24 protein-coding genes are annotated in these 21,108 nt (G+C 61.7%); 14 read left to right on the top strand and 10 right to left on the bottom strand.

Annotated elements, in window-relative coordinates; translation table 11 throughout:
* The first annotated feature begins 65 nt into the window (after positions 1 to 65).
* A complete protein-coding gene (locus RYB09_RS04495) occupies positions 66 to 992 on the top strand; it encodes a LysR substrate-binding domain-containing protein (protein ID WP_057402746.1) in 927 nt (308 codons plus the stop codon).
* A 9-nt stretch (positions 993 to 1,001) separates the two neighbouring features.
* On the opposite strand, the gene madM is transcribed toward RYB09_RS04495, so the two are convergent.
* The 9 genes from madM to mdcA form a co-directional block, all read right to left on the bottom strand.
* Positions 1,002 to 1,766, bottom strand: a complete 765-nt coding sequence (madM, locus tag RYB09_RS04490) for a malonate transporter subunit MadM (protein WP_058399833.1) — start codon at positions 1,764 to 1,766, stop codon at positions 1,002 to 1,004.
* Between the two features lies 1 nt (position 1,767).
* Positions 1,768 to 2,196, bottom strand: coding sequence for a malonate transporter subunit MadL (madL, locus tag RYB09_RS04485; RefSeq protein WP_058399832.1), 429 nt, complete (start codon positions 2,194 to 2,196; stop codon positions 1,768 to 1,770).
* 69 nt (positions 2,197 to 2,265) lie between these two features.
* Entirely contained in the window at positions 2,266 to 3,201 is a 936-nt protein-coding gene (gene mdcH, locus RYB09_RS04480; RefSeq protein WP_316887589.1) for a malonate decarboxylase subunit epsilon, read from the bottom strand.
* Entirely contained in the window at positions 3,198 to 3,836 is a 639-nt protein-coding gene (locus RYB09_RS04475; protein ID WP_316887588.1) for a malonate decarboxylase holo-ACP synthase, read from the bottom strand. Before RYB09_RS04475 ends, mdcH begins: the two co-directional genes overlap by 4 nt.
* Positions 3,830 to 4,630 carry a biotin-independent malonate decarboxylase subunit gamma gene (gene mdcE, locus RYB09_RS04470; protein ID WP_219170821.1) on the bottom strand — a complete coding sequence of 267 codons (801 nt, stop codon included), beginning with the start codon at positions 4,628 to 4,630 and terminating at the stop codon, positions 3,830 to 3,832. Before mdcE ends, RYB09_RS04475 begins: the two co-directional genes overlap by 7 nt.
* Complete coding sequence (locus tag RYB09_RS04465) at positions 4,627 to 5,478, bottom strand: biotin-independent malonate decarboxylase subunit beta (protein WP_005747356.1); 852 nt, start codon at positions 5,476 to 5,478, stop codon at positions 4,627 to 4,629. The genes mdcE and RYB09_RS04465 overlap by 4 nt, the downstream gene beginning before the upstream one ends.
* Positions 5,471 to 5,770, bottom strand: a complete 300-nt coding sequence (locus RYB09_RS04460; RefSeq protein WP_004654333.1) for a malonate decarboxylase subunit delta — start codon at positions 5,768 to 5,770, stop codon at positions 5,471 to 5,473. Before RYB09_RS04460 ends, RYB09_RS04465 begins: the two co-directional genes overlap by 8 nt.
* 1 nt (position 5,771) lies before the next feature.
* Positions 5,772 to 6,647 (bottom strand): triphosphoribosyl-dephospho-CoA synthase, encoded by an 876-nt coding sequence (locus tag RYB09_RS04455; protein WP_316887587.1) that lies wholly within the window; start codon positions 6,645 to 6,647, stop codon positions 5,772 to 5,774.
* A complete protein-coding gene (mdcA, locus tag RYB09_RS04450) occupies positions 6,647 to 8,323 on the bottom strand; it encodes a malonate decarboxylase subunit alpha (protein WP_058399827.1) in 1,677 nt (558 codons plus the stop codon). Before mdcA ends, RYB09_RS04455 begins: the two co-directional genes overlap by 1 nt.
* Positions 8,324 to 8,585: 262 nt before the next feature.
* Here mdcA and RYB09_RS04445 point away from each other — a divergent pair, with 262 nt between their 5' ends.
* On the top strand, positions 8,586 to 8,978 hold the full coding sequence (locus RYB09_RS04445; protein ID WP_316887586.1) for a PAAR domain-containing protein: 393 nt from the start codon (positions 8,586 to 8,588) through the stop codon (positions 8,976 to 8,978).
* Between the two features lie 221 nt (positions 8,979 to 9,199).
* Here the strand turns inward: RYB09_RS04445 and RYB09_RS04440 are convergent, their stop codons facing one another.
* Positions 9,200 to 9,979, bottom strand: a complete 780-nt coding sequence (locus tag RYB09_RS04440) for a ParA family protein (RefSeq protein WP_122259101.1) — start codon at positions 9,977 to 9,979, stop codon at positions 9,200 to 9,202.
* A gap of 308 nt (positions 9,980 to 10,287) precedes the next feature.
* Between RYB09_RS04440 and RYB09_RS04435 the strand changes: the two genes are divergently transcribed.
* From RYB09_RS04435 to RYB09_RS04380, 12 genes are read left to right on the top strand one after another with little or no spacing between them, the layout of a single operon-like run.
* Positions 10,288 to 11,007 (top strand): beta-ketoacyl synthase chain length factor, encoded by a 720-nt coding sequence (locus tag RYB09_RS04435; RefSeq protein ID WP_002551689.1) that lies wholly within the window; start codon positions 10,288 to 10,290, stop codon positions 11,005 to 11,007.
* The gene (locus tag RYB09_RS04430; RefSeq protein ID WP_058399824.1) at positions 10,983 to 11,795 is read left to right on the top strand and encodes a lysophospholipid acyltransferase family protein; all 813 of its coding nucleotides are present in this window, start codon (positions 10,983 to 10,985) and stop codon (positions 11,793 to 11,795) included. The genes RYB09_RS04435 and RYB09_RS04430 overlap by 25 nt, the downstream gene beginning before the upstream one ends.
* Entirely contained in the window at positions 11,770 to 12,030 is a 261-nt protein-coding gene (locus tag RYB09_RS04425; RefSeq protein WP_002551687.1) for a phosphopantetheine-binding protein, read from the top strand. The genes RYB09_RS04430 and RYB09_RS04425 overlap by 26 nt, the downstream gene beginning before the upstream one ends.
* A 9-nt stretch (positions 12,031 to 12,039) precedes the next feature.
* The gene (locus tag RYB09_RS04420) at positions 12,040 to 12,294 is read left to right on the top strand and encodes an acyl carrier protein (RefSeq protein ID WP_002551686.1); all 255 of its coding nucleotides are present in this window, start codon (positions 12,040 to 12,042) and stop codon (positions 12,292 to 12,294) included.
* Entirely contained in the window at positions 12,291 to 12,836 is a 546-nt protein-coding gene (locus tag RYB09_RS04415) for a hypothetical protein (protein ID WP_316887585.1), read from the top strand. Before RYB09_RS04420 ends, RYB09_RS04415 begins: the two co-directional genes overlap by 4 nt.
* A 10-nt stretch (positions 12,837 to 12,846) precedes the next feature.
* On the top strand, positions 12,847 to 14,529 hold the full coding sequence (locus RYB09_RS04410) for an acyl-CoA synthetase family protein (protein ID WP_193601002.1): 1,683 nt from the start codon (positions 12,847 to 12,849) through the stop codon (positions 14,527 to 14,529).
* A complete protein-coding gene (locus RYB09_RS04405) occupies positions 14,522 to 15,256 on the top strand; it encodes a glycosyltransferase family 2 protein (RefSeq protein ID WP_122259098.1) in 735 nt (244 codons plus the stop codon). Before RYB09_RS04410 ends, RYB09_RS04405 begins: the two co-directional genes overlap by 8 nt.
* On the top strand, positions 15,253 to 16,200 hold the full coding sequence (locus RYB09_RS04400; protein ID WP_316887584.1) for a glycosyl transferase: 948 nt from the start codon (positions 15,253 to 15,255) through the stop codon (positions 16,198 to 16,200). The genes RYB09_RS04405 and RYB09_RS04400 overlap by 4 nt, the downstream gene beginning before the upstream one ends.
* Entirely contained in the window at positions 16,181 to 17,728 is a 1,548-nt protein-coding gene (gene hutH, locus RYB09_RS04395) for a histidine ammonia-lyase (RefSeq protein ID WP_058407752.1), read from the top strand. The genes RYB09_RS04400 and hutH overlap by 20 nt, the downstream gene beginning before the upstream one ends.
* Positions 17,718 to 18,143: an acyl-CoA thioesterase gene (locus RYB09_RS04390; protein WP_057412034.1), complete on the top strand. Its 426-nt coding sequence runs from the start codon at positions 17,718 to 17,720 to the stop codon at positions 18,141 to 18,143. The genes hutH and RYB09_RS04390 overlap by 11 nt, the downstream gene beginning before the upstream one ends.
* Positions 18,140 to 18,754, top strand: a complete 615-nt coding sequence (locus tag RYB09_RS04385) for an outer membrane lipoprotein carrier protein LolA (RefSeq protein WP_316887583.1) — start codon at positions 18,140 to 18,142, stop codon at positions 18,752 to 18,754. The genes RYB09_RS04390 and RYB09_RS04385 overlap by 4 nt, the downstream gene beginning before the upstream one ends.
* Complete coding sequence (locus RYB09_RS04380) at positions 18,738 to 21,101, top strand: hypothetical protein (protein ID WP_316887582.1); 2,364 nt, start codon at positions 18,738 to 18,740, stop codon at positions 21,099 to 21,101. The genes RYB09_RS04385 and RYB09_RS04380 overlap by 17 nt, the downstream gene beginning before the upstream one ends.
* The last annotated feature ends 7 nt before the right edge of the window (positions 21,102 to 21,108 follow it).

Genomic DNA, 21,108 nt, shown 5'->3' with positions numbered 1-21,108 from the left:
TTTTAAGCAGCTATCGGCGCACGACTTGTGCACAATCAGCGCACATCAATAACCAGCGCCACGACATGCAGATCGATGACGAACTGACGCTCAAAAAACTGGAAATATTCCTGGCCTTCATGCGCACCGGCAATCTGGCGCGGGCGGCGGAGGAGTTGCAGACCAGCAACGTCAGCGTGCACCGCGCCATTCACTCGTTGGAAAGCGCCCTGCGTTGCCCGCTGTTCAAACACGAAGGCCGCAACCTTACGCCGCTGGAAAGCGCGTATGTGCTGGAAGAGCGTGCGCAGAAGCTGGTGCAGGATGTGCTCGCCACCGTAGAGCTGACCCGTCAGGCGGCAGGCTTTTCGGCGGCACGCTTCCGCCTTGGGGCTTTGTATTCACTGACCGTCAAGACCGTGCCGCAGCTGATCATGGGCCTGAAAATCCGCCGCAGCGAGCTGAATATCGACCTGATTCTGGGCTCGAACATGGACCTGCTGTACAAGCTCAAGAACATGGAAGTCGACGCCATGCTGGTGTCGCTGGATGAAAGCACCCATGACCCGGACTGCGAGCACCTGGCGCTGTTTTCCGACGATATCTTCCTGGCTGTGCCCACCGACTCGCCGTTTGCCGAGCACAGCGAGGTGGATCTCAGCGACCTGCGTGAAGCGACATTCATCACCCTCACCCAAGGCTTTGCCACTCATCGCGATGGTATACGGGTGTTTCAGCAGGCCGGGTTCGAGCCCAAAGTGGCGATGCAGGTCAATGACATCTTCACCCTGCTGAGCATGGTCAGTTCCGGCGTCGGCTATGCGCTGCTGCCGGGGCGCATAGCCGCGGTGTATGAAAACCGCGTGCGGCTGATTCCATTGCAGAGCCGCTACCGGATGCAGCAACACATCGGCATGGTCTTTCTCAAGTCCAAACAGCGCGATCCCAACCTGCTCGCGCTATTGGCCGAGTGCCGGATGTATGCGAATCGCCTGCTGGAGCAGGCGACCTGATCGAAGGGACTAACCGACAATGGCGCGCACGATGAAATACAGCACCGACGGCCCGAGCAGGCAGCCCAGACCGGTGTGGAACGTAGCGGTCAGCGCGCCGTAAGGCACCAGACGCCGGTCGGTTGCGGCCAGCCCTGCGGTAACGCCGCTGACCGTACCGGCCAGACCACCGAAGACCATCGCCGAACGCGGGTTGTCCAGGCCCATCCAGCGCGCTGCCATGGGCGTACCGACCATCACCAGAATCGCCTTGATCAGGCCGGTGGCAATCGACAGGGCAATCACATCAGAGGTCGCACCCAACGCAGCACCGGTCACCGGACCGACAATGTAAGTTACGGCGCCCGCGCCAATGGTGGTCATGCTGATTGCATCGCGGTAGCCAAACACCCAGGCAATGCTCGCGCCCACGATAAACGGCAGAATGGTGCCCAACAGCAAGGCAATTGCTCCGATCAGCCCGGCCTTGCGTGCCTCGGTTGCCTGCACTTCAAAGGCAGTCGCCACGATGGCGAAGTCACGCAACATCGCCCCGCCCATCAGGCCGATGCCTGAGAACAGCGCCATGTCGGCAAGCCCCTTCTGGCCTCCGGTCAACGTGCCGCCGACCCAGGCCAGAATCAGCCCGATGACAATCGCGATGGCCGAGCCATGCACCCGGCCGAAGGTCAGGCGCTTTGAAAGCACCACCGAGACCCACATGATGATACCGACGAAGGCAAATGCGGTGATCAGGCCGTTGTGTTCAAGTCCTTTCTCGATGAGGTCCCACATATCAGCGACCTCCAGCCGGGGTGATTTCAGGCTTGATCACAGGCGTCAGCAGCGGCTCTTCCTTGGGTAAAGGCTCGCCACGATTGGTGCGACTGATCACTGCGATGGTGCAGGCGCAGAGCACCACTGAACCGACAGCGGCCAATACCGCGACCGGCCCGCCCTTGAGTGCGGTCACAACGTTTTGTTGCGCGGCCATCGCCACCACCACCGGTATGTACAACGCGCCCCAGAAGCCCACGCCCATTTCGCAGTCCTTGGTCATGCCGCCGTGTTTCTGCATCCACAGACGTGCGCAGATCAACAGGATCATGGCGATCCCGACCCCGCCCACATTGGATTTCACGCCCAGCAGAACGCCGAGCATGTCACCGAGAATCACGCCCGCGAGCGTGCAGATAGCCAGTAGTGCAACACCATAGATAATCATTGTTGTTATTCCTCTGTTTGCATTGCTGAAGTTGTTGTTTTTGTCCTTCGTAGCAGCTGCACGGCGGCTCTATGGAGTGCGGCGACCCTCCTCGTGCGACAGCGCGATCAGGCTGTCCAGACGCGCAGCCTGAAAGGCCAGCGCCGTTCCTTGCTGGAAGACTTTGCGCGCCAGCCCGGTCAACACGGCACCGGGCGGCAATTCGATGTGCAGGCGCACGCCTCGCTCACAGGCGGTTTCCACGGTGCTGCGCCAATCGATGACCCGGCACATGTTGAAGGCCAGGTCGTCACGCAGTTTTTCGGCACTCAGCAGCGGACGCGCCGTGCTGCCGCTGAGATAACGTATCTTCGGTGCCTGCAACGCAACCCTTGAAAAGGCTTCTGCCAGTTGCTGCGCGGGAGCTTCCAGCAAGGCGCAATGCGAGGGCACACTGACCGCAAGACGCTTGACCGCCGCGGCCCCCGACGCCTTGGCCAAATGACCGACCTGCTGCATCGCCTCGGCGCTGCCCGAGATCACCATCTGGTTGTCGGCGTTGATATTGGCGAGAAACACTGGCATTTCCGGGCTGTGTACTTGCGTGATCAGAGCCTCGACCTGTGTCTGGTCCAGACCGATCACCGCAGTCATGCCATAACCTTCGGGCCAGGCGTTCTGCATCAACTCGCCGCGCAACGCGACCAGGCGCACGGCATCGTCAAAGGCCAGCGCCCCGGAGATCACCGCTGCCGGATATGCGCCGATGGACAGTCCTGCAACGTAGTCCGGCACACAGTCACGCGCCTGCAACAGACGGGCGCAGGCAACACCGGCGATCAACAGGCAAAGCTGGACGGCGCGGGTCGCTTGCAGCGCCTGAGTGCTGTCCAGCGCCAGTACGTCTTCGCCCAGAGCATCGGCAGCTTGCTGCAGGCAATCGTGGACGACAGGGTCGTCAGGCAACTGATGCAGCATGCCGGCCTGCTGCGCGCCCTGACCGGGGAACACCCACAGGCTGCTCATGCGCACGCCTCGATCAGATGCCACGGATCTGCAACCAGCCGCGCCCCTGCTGCGGTCTTGAGCAACACCCGCCCCGCTGGCCGCGCCCATTCACGCAGCGCCACAGCGCCATGATCGAGTTGCAGCTGCACATCGACCCGGCAGACCGATGTTTCCAGCGCCTCGACCAATTCGGCTGCGCAACTGCGACTTAACGGCTCAGGCGTACGCAAAATCAGGTCCAGATCGCTGTCCTGATTCAACGCCGCAATACCACTGGCCAATTCGAACCCGGCGCTGCCACCGACACCCCAGACCAGTTCCAGCGCATCCATCACCGGGCGGACCTGGCGCAAGGCACGCAATGCGGGCCAGTCCTGAGTATTCTCGGTCGGGCACAAGACCAGTTGCTCGGGGATTACCCGCCGATAGACATCCGCCAGCAGCATGCTCGCGGCATAGCGCTGCTCACGACCGTAGCCGCGCAACCCTACGGCCACCTGACCGGCTGGCATGGCCTGCCGACGCACCACGACCGGCTGCCCGGCCAGCACCGTTTCGACCGCCCATTTGGGCGCATCGCCCGGCAAGGCAGACAGCGGCATGCCCCACAGCAAATCATGGGGCAGTACTGCGCAAGCGCTGTCGATCACCATTGCGCCCGCAGCAACTGGCGCACGGTGGCCGATGCCGCACGATTGCTCGCGCCCAGACGGCTGCTCAGGTCGACCCCGCTGGCCCGCACGTCTCTGATCGCACTGCTCAGAACATTGCGAACCTGAGTCAGGTCATCCGCAGTGGGCTGCTCGATCTGGCTGACCGAAAGGGTTTCCCACAGCAGACCAAGGCTGGCATAGCTGTCGATGTCGTAGGCCATTGGCGGGATGCTGGCGGCGAGCTTTTCCAGGTCTTCGACACTGCGCAGCGTTACCCGAGCGGCGGAAGCCTTGCCCATCGCATGCACCATCACGCCGGGATCACGCAGTGCGATCAACCGATTGGCCTGATACCCGTGGGCCAGAAACGCGCCGGACATAGCCTTGCCGACCAGCAGACCAATCACCGCATGCCCGGCAAGACGTGCCCGCGCATAGCTGTCCACCGCACCGGCCAGCGCCTGATGAATGCCCAGCGCTTCTTCGCGGCGGCCATAGGCCTGGCTCGGCACATCGACAATCGCAATCAGTGCACGTTTTTCGGCGCGGTCGCGGTCCTGCTCGATGGCATCATCCACAGCTTTGGCCAGGCCCCAGCCTTCCAGCAGACCGACCTCGCCCTGACGCGCCCGAGGGAAACGATTGCCGGTATCGGCAACCACCGCCACAAAGCGCACTGGCTGGTCGCCCAGCAAGCCATCGGCGACCTTGAGCGAGGCAGGCAGACCGTCAACTTGCGTAGCACCTGCGCTCAATGCGTTGAACCAGTGCAAACCCCGTTGTGAATAGCTCATGACCGGGCTCCTTGATAAAGGGTACGTACACTCTGCGGATCGATTTGCGCTTCGGTGTCGAGGCTGGTGAGGCGCTGCAGAAACAGTTCGTACTGGCTACTGCGATGCGCTGCCGGTACGCCCTGCTTGAGCCAGCCGCTGACCTGCTGCCGGACATCGGCCACATCGTCTGCGGCAAAACCGTCCACCAGATCACTGGCAAACCGCTGCTCGCCACCGGTCAGGCTCCAGATGAACGGGCGGTCACGGGAATCGTATTCTTCGATGCCGGCTTCCTGCTCGATCACCTGCGGGCCGTTCAGGCCCAGGCGGGCTTCCTGGGTCACCAGCAAATAGCTGCACAAGCCCGCAGCAATGGACATCCCGCCAAAACAGCCGACGCTGCCAGCCACTACGCCGATCACCGGCTGGTACTGACGCAAGTCGACCATCGCGGCATGAATCTCGGCAATCGCTGCCAGACCCAGATTGGCTTCCTGCAAACGCACGCCACCGGTTTCCAGCAGCACGATGGCTGCGGTGGGAATACCGTTGCGGTTGTCTTCGGCGGCCAGCTCAAGCGCACCGGCCATTTTTGCGCCGCCGACTTCGCCCATGCTGCCGCCCTGAAACGAGCCTTCGATGGCCGCAATGACTACCGGCCGTCCATCAACAGTGCCCTTGGCGACCACCACGCCATCGTCGGCTTGAGGGACAACGCCTTGTCGGGCAAGCCAGGGCGACATGACGCGATCAAACGGGCCAAGCAATTCGCGGAAGCTGTCGGCATCCAGCAGAGCGCGGGCGCGCTGTCGGGCACCGAGTTCGATAAAACTGTGCTGGCTCAGCAAACGTGCATTATCAGTCATGACCGATCTCCTCGAAGCCCTGCTCCAGGCGCAGGCGCACCACGCCGGGCGTGGCCCCGAAGTCATGGATGTCGATGCTCAGCGCAGGCGGGGTCTGGCCGTCGAACATGCGCTCGAAAAGATGCTTCCAGCGCAGCGAGGCACCGTTGACCGAGGTCACCACCTGAATCGACAACTTGCCGGGCGAACCGGGCTCCAGCAGTACTTCCAGATCACCCGAGCCAACCACGCCCACCAGCGCGCGGCCTTTGGGCGGCTGTCCGGCAGGAAATTCAAAAGACAGGGTTTCCATTTCAGGCACTCCTCGAAACACGGCCGAGCATAGGCTCCAGGCCGTCGATAAACAGGCAGGCAGCCAGCAGATCAGCCGCGCCGCCAGGCGAAGCATTAAGCGCCAGCAGTTGCTGATCCAGCTGGTTCAGTGCGCGACGCCCGGCAAGGCTGGCACTGCCGCCAACGTCCAGCACGTGCTGAGCGCCGCGCTGCATAGTGTGCAAGCCTTCGATACCGGCACGATGCAGCACGCAGGTGTCGGACAGGGTGGTCATGATCGCCAGCAACGCATCCAGCCGGGCGTTCTGCTCGCCACTGCCCGCCGCGCGACTGCGTTGCAGTTGCGGCAAGGCGAAATCCCTGACTGCCGGGAAGCCTTGCTGCGCCTGTTCCCGGGCACCCATTACACCGTAACGGCGAACCACTTCATTACCGTGACTGCCCTGCACGAGCACCTGGCGATCCTTGATCTGCGCCAGGCTGGCAGCCCGCGCGAGCACGGCTTCGGGTGCGCAGTTGCGGGCGTCCAGCGCGGCAGCCGTCACCAGCAGGCCCAGTGCCCAGATCGCACCTCGATGAGTATTCACACCCTGGGTGGTGCGCAGCATCGTGGCTTCACCTTCGCGACCGAGACGACCGAGCGCCTCACGTAATGGCTGGCCCACTGTGTTGAATTGCCCGGCGGCGTCAGCCATTAACTTGAAGGTCGGCCACAGTGACAGCGCCGAGGAATGCATCAGGCCCAGATGCAGATCGGTGTGCGCGCCGCTTCCACGCCGGTCCACCAGTGCTGGCTTGGGCGACAGGTCGGCTTCGGCGATCAGGGCATCGACGGCCAGATCGGCCAGTCGCTCGGCAAGCGAAGCAGCTTGCGGTGTCAATTGAAGTGCGCTCATCACCAACTCCTGAATTTGGCAGGCGGGCTGTACAGGCCACCGGACCACTGAACCAGATCGGCAATGCTCTTGGCCGCAAGCAGTTCACGGCTGGCATCGGTACGCCGGATACCCAGGTCTTCCGGCAGCGCGATCAGCCCTTCACGACGCATACGTGCAGTGTCTTTCGGGTTATGGCGCAAGCCGATCACGGTCACGCCCGCCACGGCGGCGATCATCGCCTGACGCTCTTCCAGGCTGCGCGCCTTGTAGAGGTAGGCGATGCCTTCTTCGGTCAACAAGTGGGTGACGTCGTCGCCGTAAATCATGATCGGTGCCAGCGGCATGCCGCTTTTCTTTGCCACCTCGACCGCATCGAGGGTTTCAACGAAGGTGGGTTTACCGCCTTCCTGAAACGTCTCGACCATCTGCACCACGAGCTTTTTGCCGCGTTCCAGATAGGCATCCGGGCCGCTCTCGTGCTGTTGGCGCATGTCCAGCCAGGCAGGGGTGGCATGACGTCGGCCGCGCGGATCATGGCCCATGTTCGGCGCGCCGCCAAAACCTGCCAGCCTGCCACGGGTGACGGTCGAGGAATGCCCGTCGCCATCCACCTGCAGGGTCGCGCCGATGAACAGGTCAACGGCATATTGGCCAGCCAGCTGACAGAGTTGGCGATTGGAACGCAGCGAGCCGTCGCGTCCGGTGAAGAACACATCCGGGCGCGCAGCGATGTAGTTTTCCATGCCCAGTTCGGTGCCGAAGCAATGCACGCTCTCGACCCAGCCGCTTTCGATGGCCGGGATCAGCGTCGGATGCGGGTTAAGCGTCCAGTTACGGCAGATCTTGCCCTTGAGGCCCAGCGACTCGCCGTAAGTCGGCAGAATCAGTTCAATGGCTGCGGTATTGAAGCCAATGCCGTGGTTCAGCGACTGAACGTTGTGTTTTTCGTAGATGCCGCGAATCGCCATCATCGCCATCAATACGTGCACTGGCTTGATGTGCCGCGGGTCGCGGGTGAACAGCGGCTCGATGTAGAACGGCTTGTCGGCCACCACCACAAAATCGACCCACGAGGCCGGAATGTCCACGCGAGGCAGTTCGCTGACGTCATCCACCAATTGATTGACCTGAACGATGACGATGCCATCGCTGAATGCGGCCGGCTCGATCAGCGCCGGGGTGTCCTCGGTGCTCGGGCCGGTGTAGATGTTGCCTGCCCGGTCGGCCATGAAGCCTGCGGCCAGCACCACGTTGGGAATCAGGTCCACCACCAGCCGCGAATACAGTTCGATGTAGGTGTGGATCGCACCGATTTCCAGCAGGCCGTCTTCCAGCAGTTGGCTGATGCGCAGGCTTTGTGTGCCGGCAAACGAGAAGTCCAGTTTGCGTGCGATGCCTTGCTCGAAAAGGTCCAGATGCTCGGCGCGGCCAACGCTTGGCATGATCATGTGCAGGTCATGCACCTTGCCCGGATCGACTTTGGCCAGCGCGCGGGACAGGAAGTCCGCCTGCTTCTGGTTGTTGCCCTCAAGCACCACCCGATCACCGGAAACCAGCAAGGCCTCCAGCGCCGAGACAATCTTGTCGGTCGGCAGCACTACGCCATCGGCCAGCGCCCGCACCTGCTCCAGACGCCGCTGCTTCTCGGTGCGACGGCGTGTCCAGCGTGCGTCGGGGGAAGTTGTTGTTGTCATGATCGCTCCACGATTTTGCTGTCGTGGGCCACCTTAGGAGCGATAGGGGCACGCATCAATCAAGCAGCGAGGCGAATCGTTACGGCTGGAGTAACGATAGTAAAAGTGTTCATTTTTTGATCACCTTTATTGATGCCTGTAACATCCGCGAAACGCCCTGCTGATCTTTGTGTAGGACCGGTCTTTAACAGAACGTCTGCGCACCTGAGTAGCGGTTTTACGCCTAGCCTTCAGGCTTCCAGACCTCAAAGGAAGCACTGCCATGTCGTTCATAGTCAGGGAAGGCGATCTCACCACCACCGGCGGTTTTGTACTGAGCGCATCGGCAAGCGAGGTCATCGACCTGCGTCGCGTGGCCCGGATGGGCGACCCGGTGTGGTGCCCGGCCTGCAGGCAGATTGGCTTCATCGCCCAGGGAAACCCCACCTACATCGACGAACTTGTGGCGGTCGCTACTCAGGGTCATGAGGTGCAGTGTGGCTGCGCACCCGGCAGCAATACGCTGACCACCTCGCAGCAAGACATCCAGGCAGATATGGACGCAGCTGTCACCATATCCACAGAACGGGCTTCGACAGCGAGGCTGAATGCCGAACAGCTGGCGCGCTCACTGAGAGACGGCAGCTATACACCCGAGGTGCTCCGGCCACGATGATTTCTGTGTCTGAGCGTTATGCATAAGTCTTGAGATGCTCACAGATTGGCTTCTGCCCGCAGGGCGTGGGAGCGAACTTGTTCGCGAATACGGTAGTTCAGACGATACATTTTCTGTGACTATACCGGCCCTTTCGTGAACAAGTTCACTCCCACGGCCTTCGGCCAGAATCAAAAGCGGACTTGTTTGCGAAGCTGAGTGCTAAGCGTGGTGCATACCCATCACGGATGGGCATTGGTCTCCAGCAAGTGATGCAGGTCCACGAACTGCTGCGTCAGTTTGTGCCGTGGGTCCAGGTGGATCAGCGGCAGGTTGGCCTGATGAGACTCGCGCATTTTCACCGATGCGCCCAGATAGACCGGCAACACCGGCAGACCCTCGGCGATCAGCTCGTCGAGCATCTGCTGCGGCAGGCTGGCTCGGGGCTGGAACTGGTTGACGATGATGCCTTCAACCTGAAGATCTTCGTTGTGATCCTCTTTCAGTTCCTCGATCTCGCGCATCAGCCCGTACAGCGCCTGTCGGGAAAAACTGTCGCAGTCGAACGGGATCAACACACGATCAGACGCAATAAGTGCCGAAACCGCATAAAAGTTCAGTGCTGGCGGCGTATCCAGATAAATCCGCTCGTAATCCTCACTCAATTCGTCGAGCAGTTTGCGCAGCTTGTTGATCTTGTGTTTCGCCTCAAGTTTGGGCTGCAAGTCGGCAAGCTCGGCAGTGGCCGTGACCACATGCAGGTTATCGAACGGTGTTTCATAGATATCGACGTGGTTTTTCTTGGCGAACGGTGCTGCTGACAGCGTGTTCTTGAAGAACTCGGCAATACCCATCGGAATATCCTGACCGGTAAGCCCGGTGAGGTACTGAGTCGAGTTGGCCTGGGCATCGAGATCGATCAACAACGTCCGATAGCCTTCGTGAGCGCTGACTGCAGCCAGATTGCAGGCGATGCTCGATTTGCCTACACCGCCCTTCTGATTGAATACCACGCGACGCATGCTTTGGGTTCCTTGAAAGATGAAGAAACAGCAGGTGTGGCCGATAACGACCTTAAGAGGTGTAGAGTCTAGGCAGTGCATATGACAACAGCGAGCTTATCGCAAAACGGCACGTACCTGCCTGTCATCCTGAAACCAGACTTGAACTTTAAAATACACGTCTGTAAACGGTTTTTATGTAACAAATTTGCTAGTAATGACCCCCATCGGGATAATGCGCGCACTCGGTCAAATTACCGCACCCAGGCTGATATCTACCTGATATCGATGTAGCGAGAAACAAGCCCGCAGGGGCGGGAAGAGAAGTCTTGATCACCTTCAACATTGCACGATGGCATGCCTGGGCTCCGGGCCTGGCGAGCGCTGACGACTGGTTGCAATGGAGCCGCAATCCGACTTTGCTGGAAACCAGTGACGCCGCGCCAGACGTGTCTTTCCTGCCTGCCATGCAACGCCGCCGCCTGGGCCGCATGGCCAGAATGGCATTTGCCGTCGGCTGGCCATTGACTGAAGGCTTGGGACGCGTACCGCTGGTGTTTGTCTCGCGCCACGGAGAAACCCCGAGAACGTTTGAAATTCTGCGCGATCTGGCCGCGAACGAGCCGGTTTCACCGACCCAGTTCAGCCTTTCAGTGCATAACGCAGTGATTGGTCTGTGGTCGATCATGCGCGGTGAAACAAGTGAGATGACAGCCCTGGCCGCCGCAGGCGACGGGCTGGAGTATGGAGCGTTCGAGGCCGCAGCGTTGCTGGCCGAGGGTGCAGAAGCAGTATTGCTTGTGGTGACTGAAGAGCAGCCACCACACGCTTATGCACAATGGATTGATGACGTGCCCTTTCCCTACGCGGTCGGCTTGCTGCTGACGCCCGGCAACGAGTGGGAATTGTCTTTGCACAGCGACACACAAGGGAACCCGCAGACTCGATGGCCCCACGCATTGAATCTGCTGCAAGCCTTGCACACTGATCAATCCGTCTGCCTGCACCCCTGGAATAACCGGTTATGGAACTGGCAACGCAAGAACTGAAAAAACGTCAGGATGCTTATTACTGGCGTTTGCTGGCAACCGCCTTCAGCTTTGCCCTGTTCGGGTTCAGCGGCCTGTGTCTGCGCTTGTTCGTTTTTCCGATACTGAGTTGCCTGCCCGGCAGTGTAGCCAGTCATCAGCGCCGCGCCAGGCGGACCATCAGCCGCCTGTTCTGGCTGTTCATCCGCATCATGGCGCGCATGGGCGTGTTGACCTACGAGGTCCAGGGAGCCGAAAAGCTCGGCCGCCCCGGGCAGATGATCATTGCCAACCACCCGTCACTGATCGACGTGGTGTTCCTGATCGGGCTGGTGCGTGACGCCAATTGCGTGGTCAAGCGCAGCCTGTGGGAAAACCCGTTCACCCGCGGCCCGGTGCGCTCCACCGGTTACATCAGCAACGACGGCAGCATGGACATGCTCGACGCCGCCGTGGAGCGCCTGCAAAGCGGCCAGACACTGATTATTTTCCCCGAAGGCACCCGCACCCAGCCGGGTCAGCCGCCGGTCTTTCACCGGGGCGCGGCCGCCATTGCACTGCGTGGCGCGAGCATGATCACCCCGGTGACCATCAAGGTCCAGCCGACCACTCTGACCAAGGCCGAGCCCTGGTATCGCATTGCACAACGCCGCGTGCACTTCAGTTTGCGCGTCGGTGCCGATATAGACCCCACCGCCTTCAGTTCGCTGGGTCCGCCGCCCGTGGCGTCCCGCAAGCTCAACGATTACCTGCATGACTATTTCACCAAGGAGCTCGCCTCAGATGAGCGATCTGCACCAGGACATTAAATTGTTGATCATCGATGCCCTGGGCCTCGAAGACATCACCCCGGAAGATATCGGCAACGATATGACGCTATTCGGCGAAGGACTGGGACTGGACTCGGTGGATGCGCTCGAACTGGGCCTGGCCATCCAGAAGCGCTATGGCATCAAGATCGATGCCGATGCAAAGGACACCCGTAACCATTTCGCCAGCGTCGACAGCCTTGCGGCCTTCGTCAGCGCCAGACAACCGGCCTGAGAATTGAACATGCAAACCCGTGAAGACATCTTCGAAATCCTGCGCGCCGCAATGGTGGAACTGTTCGAACTGGAGCCTGAGAGGGTCACACTTGAAGCCAACCTGTATCAGGACCTGGAAATCGACAGCATCGATGCCGTGGACCTGATCGACCACATCAAACGCAAGACCGGCAAGAAGATTGCCGCTGAAGAGTTCAAATCAGTCAGAACCGTGAACGACGTGGTAGAGGCCGTCTACAAACTGGTCAATACGGCCGAATGAAGCGGCTGATTGGCCTGATTCTGGTACTGGCCGGTGTGCTGTATCCGTTTGCCGTCTACTGGGGAACCGAACACTTCGCCCCGTGGCAGTTCGCGCTGCTGCTGGGCAGCCTGTGGCTGGCGCGCGCACTGACCGGCGAGCGCAAGCCAGGCAGCCTGGCGATGGCGATTGTCGCCCTGGTTTTTTGCGTGGCGCTGGGCGTACTCGACAGCCACCTGATGCTGCGCTGGTATCCGGTACTGGTCAGCGCGTTCATGCTCGGCCTGTTCGGTTCAAGCATGGTCTACGGCCCGCCGATCGTGGAAAGAATGGCGCGCATAAACCGCCCTGAACTGCCCGAGTCCGGCATCCGCTACACCCGTAAAGTCACGCAGATCTGGTGCCTGTTCTTCCTCGCCAATGGCCTCACGGCAGCCATACTGACGCTCTGGGCACCGTTGTCCTGGTGGACGCTGTACACCGGCCTGGTTTCCTACGGGTTGATGGGCCTGTTGTTCGCTGTTGAATGGATAGTCCGCCCACCCGCTGCGGGCGGCAAATGAAATGGATCGCATGAACTGGTTGAACCTTGAACACTTGCTGCTCGACGCCCTGCCCGACCGGCTGCTGACGCTGGCCCCGACCCTGGACCACGCGCAATTTCGTGATCAGGCACTGAGCGTGGCCGCAGGGCTGCAAGCCCGCGGTATCAAAAACCTCGCAGTACACCTTGAAGATGCCGCTGACCTGGCCGTCGCCTTGTTCGGCGCCTGGCGCGCCGGTGTGCATGTGTTGCTACCCGCTGACTTGCAAGGCCAGACCCGCGAGCGCTGGGCCAATCAGGTCGACCTGTGGCTGACCGACTTGGCGCACGACACGCATTTAAGCGATCTGCACGCCGCGCAGCTGGCTCCGGCAGCGCTCGACCTTGACCAGTGCCGGTTGAGCCTGTGCACCTCGGGTTCCAGCGGCGAGCCCAAACTGATTGAAAAAAGCCTGCGCCAGCTGGCCAACGAAGTCTGCGGGCTGGAACAGTTGTGGGGCGCGCAGCTTGGTTCGGCATGCATGATCGGCAGCGTCGCGACGCAACATATTTATGGGCTGCTGTTCCGTTTGCTATGGCCGCTGTGCGCCGCACGCCCGTTCGTGCGCCGCCAGTTGCCGTTTGCCGAAGACCTGCAACGCGCCAGCCGCGAATACCCGTCCTTTGCCTGGGTCGCCAGCCCGGCACTGCTCAAGCGCATGGGCGACAACCTCGACTGGAGCAGCCTCAGTGCCGTGCGCCGGGTGTTTTCATCCGGCGGCGCATTGCCAGCCGAAGCGGCGCAAAGCCTGCAACAACGTCTTGGCCAGTGGCCGACGGAAATTCTCGGCAGTTCAGAAACCGGTGGCATCGCCTGGCGGCAGGGCGAACAACGCTGGCAAGCCTTCGATGGCGTAGAGCTGAGTCAGAACGACGAAGGTGCGCTGCGCATCAGCTCGCCCTATCTGCCGCCCGGCCATGTCGAGCAGACCGCCGATGCGGCGCTGATCGGTGCAGACGGGCGCTTCGAACTGCTGGGCAGGCTCGACCGCATCGTCAAACTCGAAGAGAAACGCGTGTCCTTGCCGCTGATCGAGCAGGCCCTCGCGGCTCACCCGTGGGTGAGTGAAGCGCGCCTTGGCGTGGTGCAGGCAAACCGTGCCTCGCTGGGCGCGCTGCTGGTGCTGAGCGACGCGGGCTTGCTGGCCCTGCGCAATCAGGGCCGTCGGGCGCTCACCGAAGCCTTGCGACAGTACCTGCAACCGCATTGCGAAACCATCGCTCTGCCGCGTCGCTGGCGTCTGCTGCGGCAGATGCCGCTCAACGCCCAGGGCAAGCTGCCTCAGGCAGAGGTCGAGGCGCTGCTGCTGGCGCCACGCTCGAAACAGCCAGAAGTGCTTGAGCAACAGAACGTCGAAGGCGAGCTGCACCTGCAATTGAGCGTCCCGCCAGATCTGGCATTTTTCAGCGGCCACTTTCCCAAGGCACCGGTCTTGCCCGGCGTGGTTCAGGTCGAATGGGCGATCAGTCTGGGTCAGCGCCTGTTGAATCTGCCAACCGACTTTGCCGGCATGGAAGTGCTCAAGTTTCAGCAACTGGTGCGCCCCGGCGACCGCCTGAAACTGACCCTGCGCTTCGATGCCGCACGCTCAAAGCTGCATTTCGCCTTTCACAACAGCGAAAACGCACCCTGCTCCAGTGGCCGGATTGTGCTGGAGGGCGGCCATGCATAAGCCTTGCGTGATCATTCCGGTGTTCGACCACGAGCTGGCCGTGCCCAACGTGGTCAAGGCCGTCCGCAATGCAGGCTTGCCCTGCATACTGGTGGACGATGCCAGCAGCCCGGCTTGCGCCGCGGTGTTACAGCAACTGGCGCAGGGTAAGGATATCTACCTGTTGCGCCTGCCGGTCAATCAAGGCAAGGGCGGCGCGGTCATGGCCGGGTTTCGCGAGGCGGCACGCCTGGGTTTCAGCCATGCGCTGCAGGTCGATGCCGATGGTCAGCATGACCTGAGCGATATTCCGGTGTTTCTGGAGCAGTCACGCCAGTACCCGCAAGCGTTGATCTGTGGCTATCCGCAGTACGACGAAAGCGTGCCCAAAGGCCGCCTGTACGCCCGTTATCTCACCCACGTCTGGGTATGGATCAACACCCTGTCGCTGCACATTCGCGATTCCATGTGCGGCTTTCGGCTCTACCCGCTGGCCCCGGTTCTGGCGCTGATCGACAGCGTGCAGATCGGCAGGCGCATGGACTTCGACTCGGAAATTCTCGTGCGCCTGTCATGGCGCGGCCAGGCGATGCGCTGGCTGCCGACCCGCGTTCACTATCCGCAGGACGGCCTGTCGCATTTCCGCCTGTTTCACGACAACGCCCTGATCTCGAAAATGCACGCCAAGCTGTTCTTCGGCATGCTGATGCGTCTGCCGGTGATCCTCTGGCGACGGTGGCGCTCATGACCATTAAAAAATCGCCCAAGGAACATTGGGCCAGTCACGAAGAGCGTGGCAGTTTCCTGCTCATGAAGCTTACCGCCTGGGGCATGCGCGTGCTCGGTCGTCGCCTGCTCAGCCCGGTGCTGTATGGCATCGTCCTGTATTTCTTCGCCTTCGGCCGCCGTGCCCGACACAGCATTTGGGAATACCAGCAGCGCCTGGCGGACTGGAGCGCCAGACCCGAACTGCGCCCCAGCCAACGGCGCGTGTTTGGCCAGTTCATGGCCTTCGCCGAGGCACTGCTCGACAAGCTTGACGTATGGAACGGCAAGCTGGGCATCGAGCAGATCGAGATCATCGACCCTGCCCTGCTACGCCACAACCTGCGCGGCGAGCGCGGGCAGATGCTGGTGGGGGCGCATCTGGGCAACCTTGAGGTGTGCCGCGCACTGGCCGAGCTCGGCGAAAAAGTCACCATGAACGTGCTGGTACACACCAAGCACGCCGAACGCTTCAATCGCCTGCTCGGTGAAGCCGGGGCGACCAACCTGCGCCTGATTCAGGTCAGCGAGCTGGACCCGGCGATCATGCTGCAACTGAGCCAGCGTCTGGACGAAGGCGAGTGGCTGGCCATCGCCGGTGACCGCGTTGCCCTGCACGGCGGGCGCAATGTGCGGGTCGACTTTCTGGGCAAGCCCGCGACGTTTCCGCAAGGCCCGTGGCTACTGGCCGGTCTGCTCAAGTGCCAGGTCAATCTGTTTTTCTGCCTTAAAGGCCCGAAGGGCTATCGGGTGATTCTCGAACCGTTCGCCGACGCCATCGAATGGCGGCGCAGCGACCGCGCCCAGGTCATCGCCCACTGGGCCACACGTTATGCCGAGCGTCTTGGGCACTACTGCCTGGAAGCCCCGCAGCAGTGGTTCAATTTCTACCCATTCTGGAAGTCCGATGATGATTCAAGCTCCTGACCCGATCATTTTCGGTGAGCGCGCCTTGTGTATCGAAGACGTACTGGCCCTGGCCAATCGTCAGGCGCCGAGTGCGTTGCAAGGCGACGCTGAATTTCGCGCACGCATCGCCAGGGGCGCGCAGTTTCTCGATTCGTTACTGAACAAGGAAGGCGTGATCTACGGCGTCACCACCGGCTACGGCGACTCCTGCGTGGTGGCCGTGCCGCTGGAGCATGTCGAGGCGCTGCCGCAACATTTGTACACGTTTCACGGCTGCGGGCTGGGCAAGCTGCTGGACGCCCAGGCCACCCGGGCAGTGCTGGCGGCGCGTTTGCAGTCACTGTGCCAACGCGTTTCCGGGGTGCGTGTCGAACTGCTTGAGCGTTTGCAGGCGTTTATCGATCACGACGTGCTGCCGCTGATCCCGGAAGAGGGCTCGGTGGGTGCCAGCGGTGATCTGACCCCGCTGTCTTACGTGGCCGCGACCCTGTCCGGCGAGCGCGACGTGATGTTCCGTGGCGAGCGCCGTCCGGCCAGCGATGTGCACCGCGAACTGGGCTGGACACCGCTGGTGCTGCGCCCCAAGGAAGCGCTGGCGCTGATGAACGGTACCGCGGTCATGACCGGCATCGCGTGCCTGGCGTTCGCCCGCGCCGATTACCTGCTGCAACTGGCGACCCGTATCACCGCCATGAACGTGGTGGCGCTGCAAGGCAACCCGGAGCACTTCGACGAGCGCCTGTTCGCCGCCAAGCCGCATCCGGGTCAGATGCAGGTAGCCGCATGGTTGCGTCAGGACCTGGCCATCGACGCGCCAACCGCACCGCTGCATCGCTTGCAGGACCGCTATTCGCTGCGTTGCGCACCGCATGTGCTGGGCGTGCTGGCCGACAGCCTGAACTGGCTGCGCTCGTTCATCGAGATCGAGCTGAACAGCGCCAACGACAACCCGATCATCGATGCCGAAGCAGAGCGCGTGTTGCACGGCGGGCATTTCTACGGCGGGCACATTGCGTTTGCCATGGACAGCCTGAAAACGCTGGTGGCCAATGTCGCAGACCTGCTCGACCGGCAACTGGCGCTGCTGGTCGACGAACGTTACAACCACGGCTTGCCGAGCAATCTGTCGGGGGCCAGCGCCGAGCGGGCCATGCTCAATCACGGTTTCAAGGCGGTGCAGATAGGCACCAGCGCATGGACCGCCGAAGCATTGAAAAACACCATGCCGGCCAGCGTGTTCTCGCGCTCCACCGAATGCCACAATCAGGACAAGGTGAGCATGGGCACCATCGCTGCGCGTGACGCCATTCGGGTGCTGGAGCTGACCGAGCAGGTTGCCGCCGCCACGCTGATCGCCGCCAACCAGGGTATATGGCTGCGCAGCAAGGCCGCCGATGCGCGCCCGCTGCCACCGGCACTGGCGGCCATGCACCAACAACTGGGCGAGGACTTTGCCCCTGTCATCGAAGACCGGGCGCTGGAGAATGAACTGCGCCTGTGCCTGAAACATATTGCCAACCGCCGCTGGAGGTTGCATGCGCAGTAAGGGTTTTCTGCACGTCGACACCGAAATCGTGGTGCCGTTTTTCGACGTCGACATGATGAACATCGTCTGGCACGGGCATTACGTCAAATACCTGGAAGTCGCCCGCTGCGCATTGCTCGACCACATCGGTCATAACTACATGCAGATGCTCGAATCCGGTTATGGTTGGCCGGTGATCGACCTGCAATTGCGCTATGTGCGCAGCGCGGTGTTCGGCCAGACACTGAACGTACGCGCCAGTCTGGTGGAGTGGGAGAACCGTCTGAAGATCAACTACCTGATCACCGACGCACACACCGGCGAACGCCTGACCCGCGCCAGCAGCGTGCAGGTTGCGGTCGACAGCCAGAGCCGGGAAATGCAACTGGCTTCGCCCCAGGTCTTTATCGATGCAGTGAAGAGAGCCTTGCCATGAACCGTTCGTTTCGCGCCTTGCTGCTACTGGGGTTGCTGTGCCTGTCTTCACTGGCGCAGGCTTTCGATCTGCAACAACTGAGTGACCAGCTGGCTAAACCTGCGGTGGTGCAAGGGCGCTTCATTCAGGAAAAACACCTGCGCGCCCTGCCGCAACCGCTGCTCAGCAAGGGCCGCTTCGTGCTCGCCAGGGATTTCGGGCTGCTCTGGCTGCTGGAAACACCGCTGAAACAGGATTACCGCATCAATGCCAGCGGCATTTCCCGCCGCGAAAGCGTGGGCGACGTCAGCACCTGGAAGCCCGTACCGAACAAGAATGCCGGGGCCGAGCAGAACCGCTTGTTCCTTGCTGTATTGCAGGGCGACAGCAGCGGCCTGCAACGGGATTTCGACTTGCAGCTCAAGGGCGACGCGAGCGCCTGGCAACTCACGCTCACGCCGCGCTCGATGCTGCTGCAACAAGTGTTCAAACAGATCAACATCGATGGCGGCGAACTGGTCCAGCGTATCGAGTTGCTGGAAACCCAGGGCGACAGTACCGTCCTGAAAATGATCGACAGCAGCAGTGCCCCCACCCTGACCGATGCGCAGCGTAATGACTTCAAAGACTGAGCGGCTATTGCCGCGACTGTTCCTGCTGATTCTGGCAAGCGTGCTGGCGCTGGCCGGCTGGCAGTGGCACGACCGCTCACCGCTGTCGGCCAACCTCATGGAACTGGTGCCGGGCACTGACAACGACGAACTGGTGGTGAGCGCCGAAAAGCGCATGCAGGAGCCGCTCAATCGCGAAATGCTCGTGCTGGTGGGACACACCGACCGCCAGCAGGCTGTGGAACTGGCTCGCACGCTGGCGGAGCAATGGCAAGCGAGCGGCCTGTTCGAGAAGGTTCAGTGGTCGCTGCAAGCCGATCTGCCCGCGTTGCGCACCCAGTTGCTGCAAGGGCGAATCGCGATGTTGCCGGCAGCCGATCGCGCTCTGTTGATCGATGAGCCGAAGACGTTCATCGAGCAGCGCGTACAAACACTCTTCGACCCGTTTGCCGGGTTCAGCCTGGTGCCGGGTCAGGATGACTGGCTGGGGCTGACCGGACGTATCCAGAACGGCTTGCCGAAACAGGGCTCGGTCGAGGCGGATCTGGCCAGCGGCGCGCTGATTGCCAGCGCCGAGGGCAAAAGCTGGGTACTGCTGCGTTCGCGAACCCGAACCGATGCCTTCGACCTGCACCTGCCCGGTCAGGTCGCCGACCTGCTGGCGAAAGCGCGGGTGCAGGCGCAGCAGGCCGGTGGGCAATTGCTCGCCGCCAGCGGCCTGCTGTACGCCGCTAACGGGCAGAAGCAGGCCAGCCGGGAAATCACCTGGGTGGGCGGCGGCGCAACGCTCGGCATCCTGTTGCTGCTGTTGCTCGCATTCCGCCGCTGGAGCGTGCTGCTGGCGTTCGTACCGGTGGTGGTCGGCATGCTCTTCGGCGCAGTGGCTTGCGTGGCGCTGTTTGGCAGCATGCACGTCATGACGCTGGTGCTGGGCTCCAGCCTGATTGGTGTGGCGGTGGATTACCCGCTGCATTATCTGTCCAAGAGCTGGAGCCTGAAACCCTGGCGCAGCTGGCCCGCCTTGCGCCTGACCCTGCCGGGCCTGACGCTGAGCCTGATCACCAGTTGTATCGGCTATATCGCCCTGGCCTGGACGCCGTTCCCGGCACTGACACAAATTGCCGTGTTCTCCGCCGCTGGCCTGATCGGCGCTTACCTGACCGCGGTGTGTCTGCTGCCTGCACTGCTTGCAAAAGTCGAAATCAGCCCCGCGCAATGGCCGCTGAAACTGGCGCAACTGATGCTCGATTGCCGCGCTGCGCTGTTGCAGCGCATCAGCACGCCGATTCTGCTGGTGCTGCTGTTGGCCTTCTGCGGTGGCGGGCTCTGGCATCTGGCTACCAAGAACGATATTCGCCAATGGGTCTCGGCACCTCAGGCATTGACCGACGAAGCCCAGGCTATCGCGCGGATTACCGGTTATCAGCCCACCAGCCAGTTCTTTCTGGTGCGCGGCAAGGATCAACAGCAGTTGCTGGATCGGCAGTCGGCACTGACTCAGCGGCTCGATCAACTGGTCAGCATGGACAAGCTGCAGGGTTACATGGCGCTCAACCAGTTGCTGGATTCGCCTGCCGAGCAGCAACTGACCCGTGATGCACTGGGCAAATTGCCGCAACACTGGGCGCCACTGGTACAGCTTGGCGTTCCGGCCAACGCACTGAAAACCGAACTCGCGCAATTGCAGGCACTGCCAACGCAAGACATTGATCAGGCGCTTCAAGGCCCGCTCAGCGAACCGTGGCGTACGCTCTGGCTGGGCGCCAGCGAAGATGACGAAGGCGACGCTCAGGTAGCCAGCATCGTCAGCCTGCGTGGCATGAACAGCATGGCGTTGCTGCGCGTGCAGGCCATCGGCCTGGAGGGCGTGCAACTGGTCGACCGCTTGGGGGAACTCAATGAGGTGTTCGCCCACACGCAGATCAGCGCAGCGGAATTGAAGCTGGCATCGTGCGTACTGATCGTCCTGCTGCTGATCGCTCCGTTTGGCTTCGGCGGTGCGTTGCGCATTGTCGCCCTGCCCCTGCTGGCGGCCCTGTGCAGCCTCGCCAGCCTGGGCTGGCTCGGTCAGCCGCTGACTCTGTTCAGCCTGTTCGGCCTGCTGCTGGTCACGGCGATCAGCGTCGATTACGCCATTCTGATGCGCGAGCAGATAGGCGGCGCGGCGGTCAGCCTGCTGGGCACGCTGCTGGCAGCGGTCACCACCTGGCTGTCGTTCGGCCTGCTGGCTGTTTCCGGCACCCCGGCGATCAGCAACTTCGGCCTGTCGGTCAGTCTGGGGCTGGCGTTCAGCTTCCTCCTGGCGCCCTGGGCCAGCCCGCGTAAAGGGCTTCATTCGCCAGCCAATGCTGAAGGGCCACACGCATGAGTCTTGC

The sequence above is a fragment of the Pseudomonas syringae group sp. J254-4 genome (assembly GCF_032586855.1).
Taxonomy (GTDB): Bacteria; Pseudomonadota; Gammaproteobacteria; order Pseudomonadales; family Pseudomonadaceae; genus Aquipseudomonas; species Aquipseudomonas amygdali.
The sequence above is the reverse complement of the archived record's forward strand: the minus strand, read 5'-3'. Positions and strand labels throughout refer to the sequence as shown.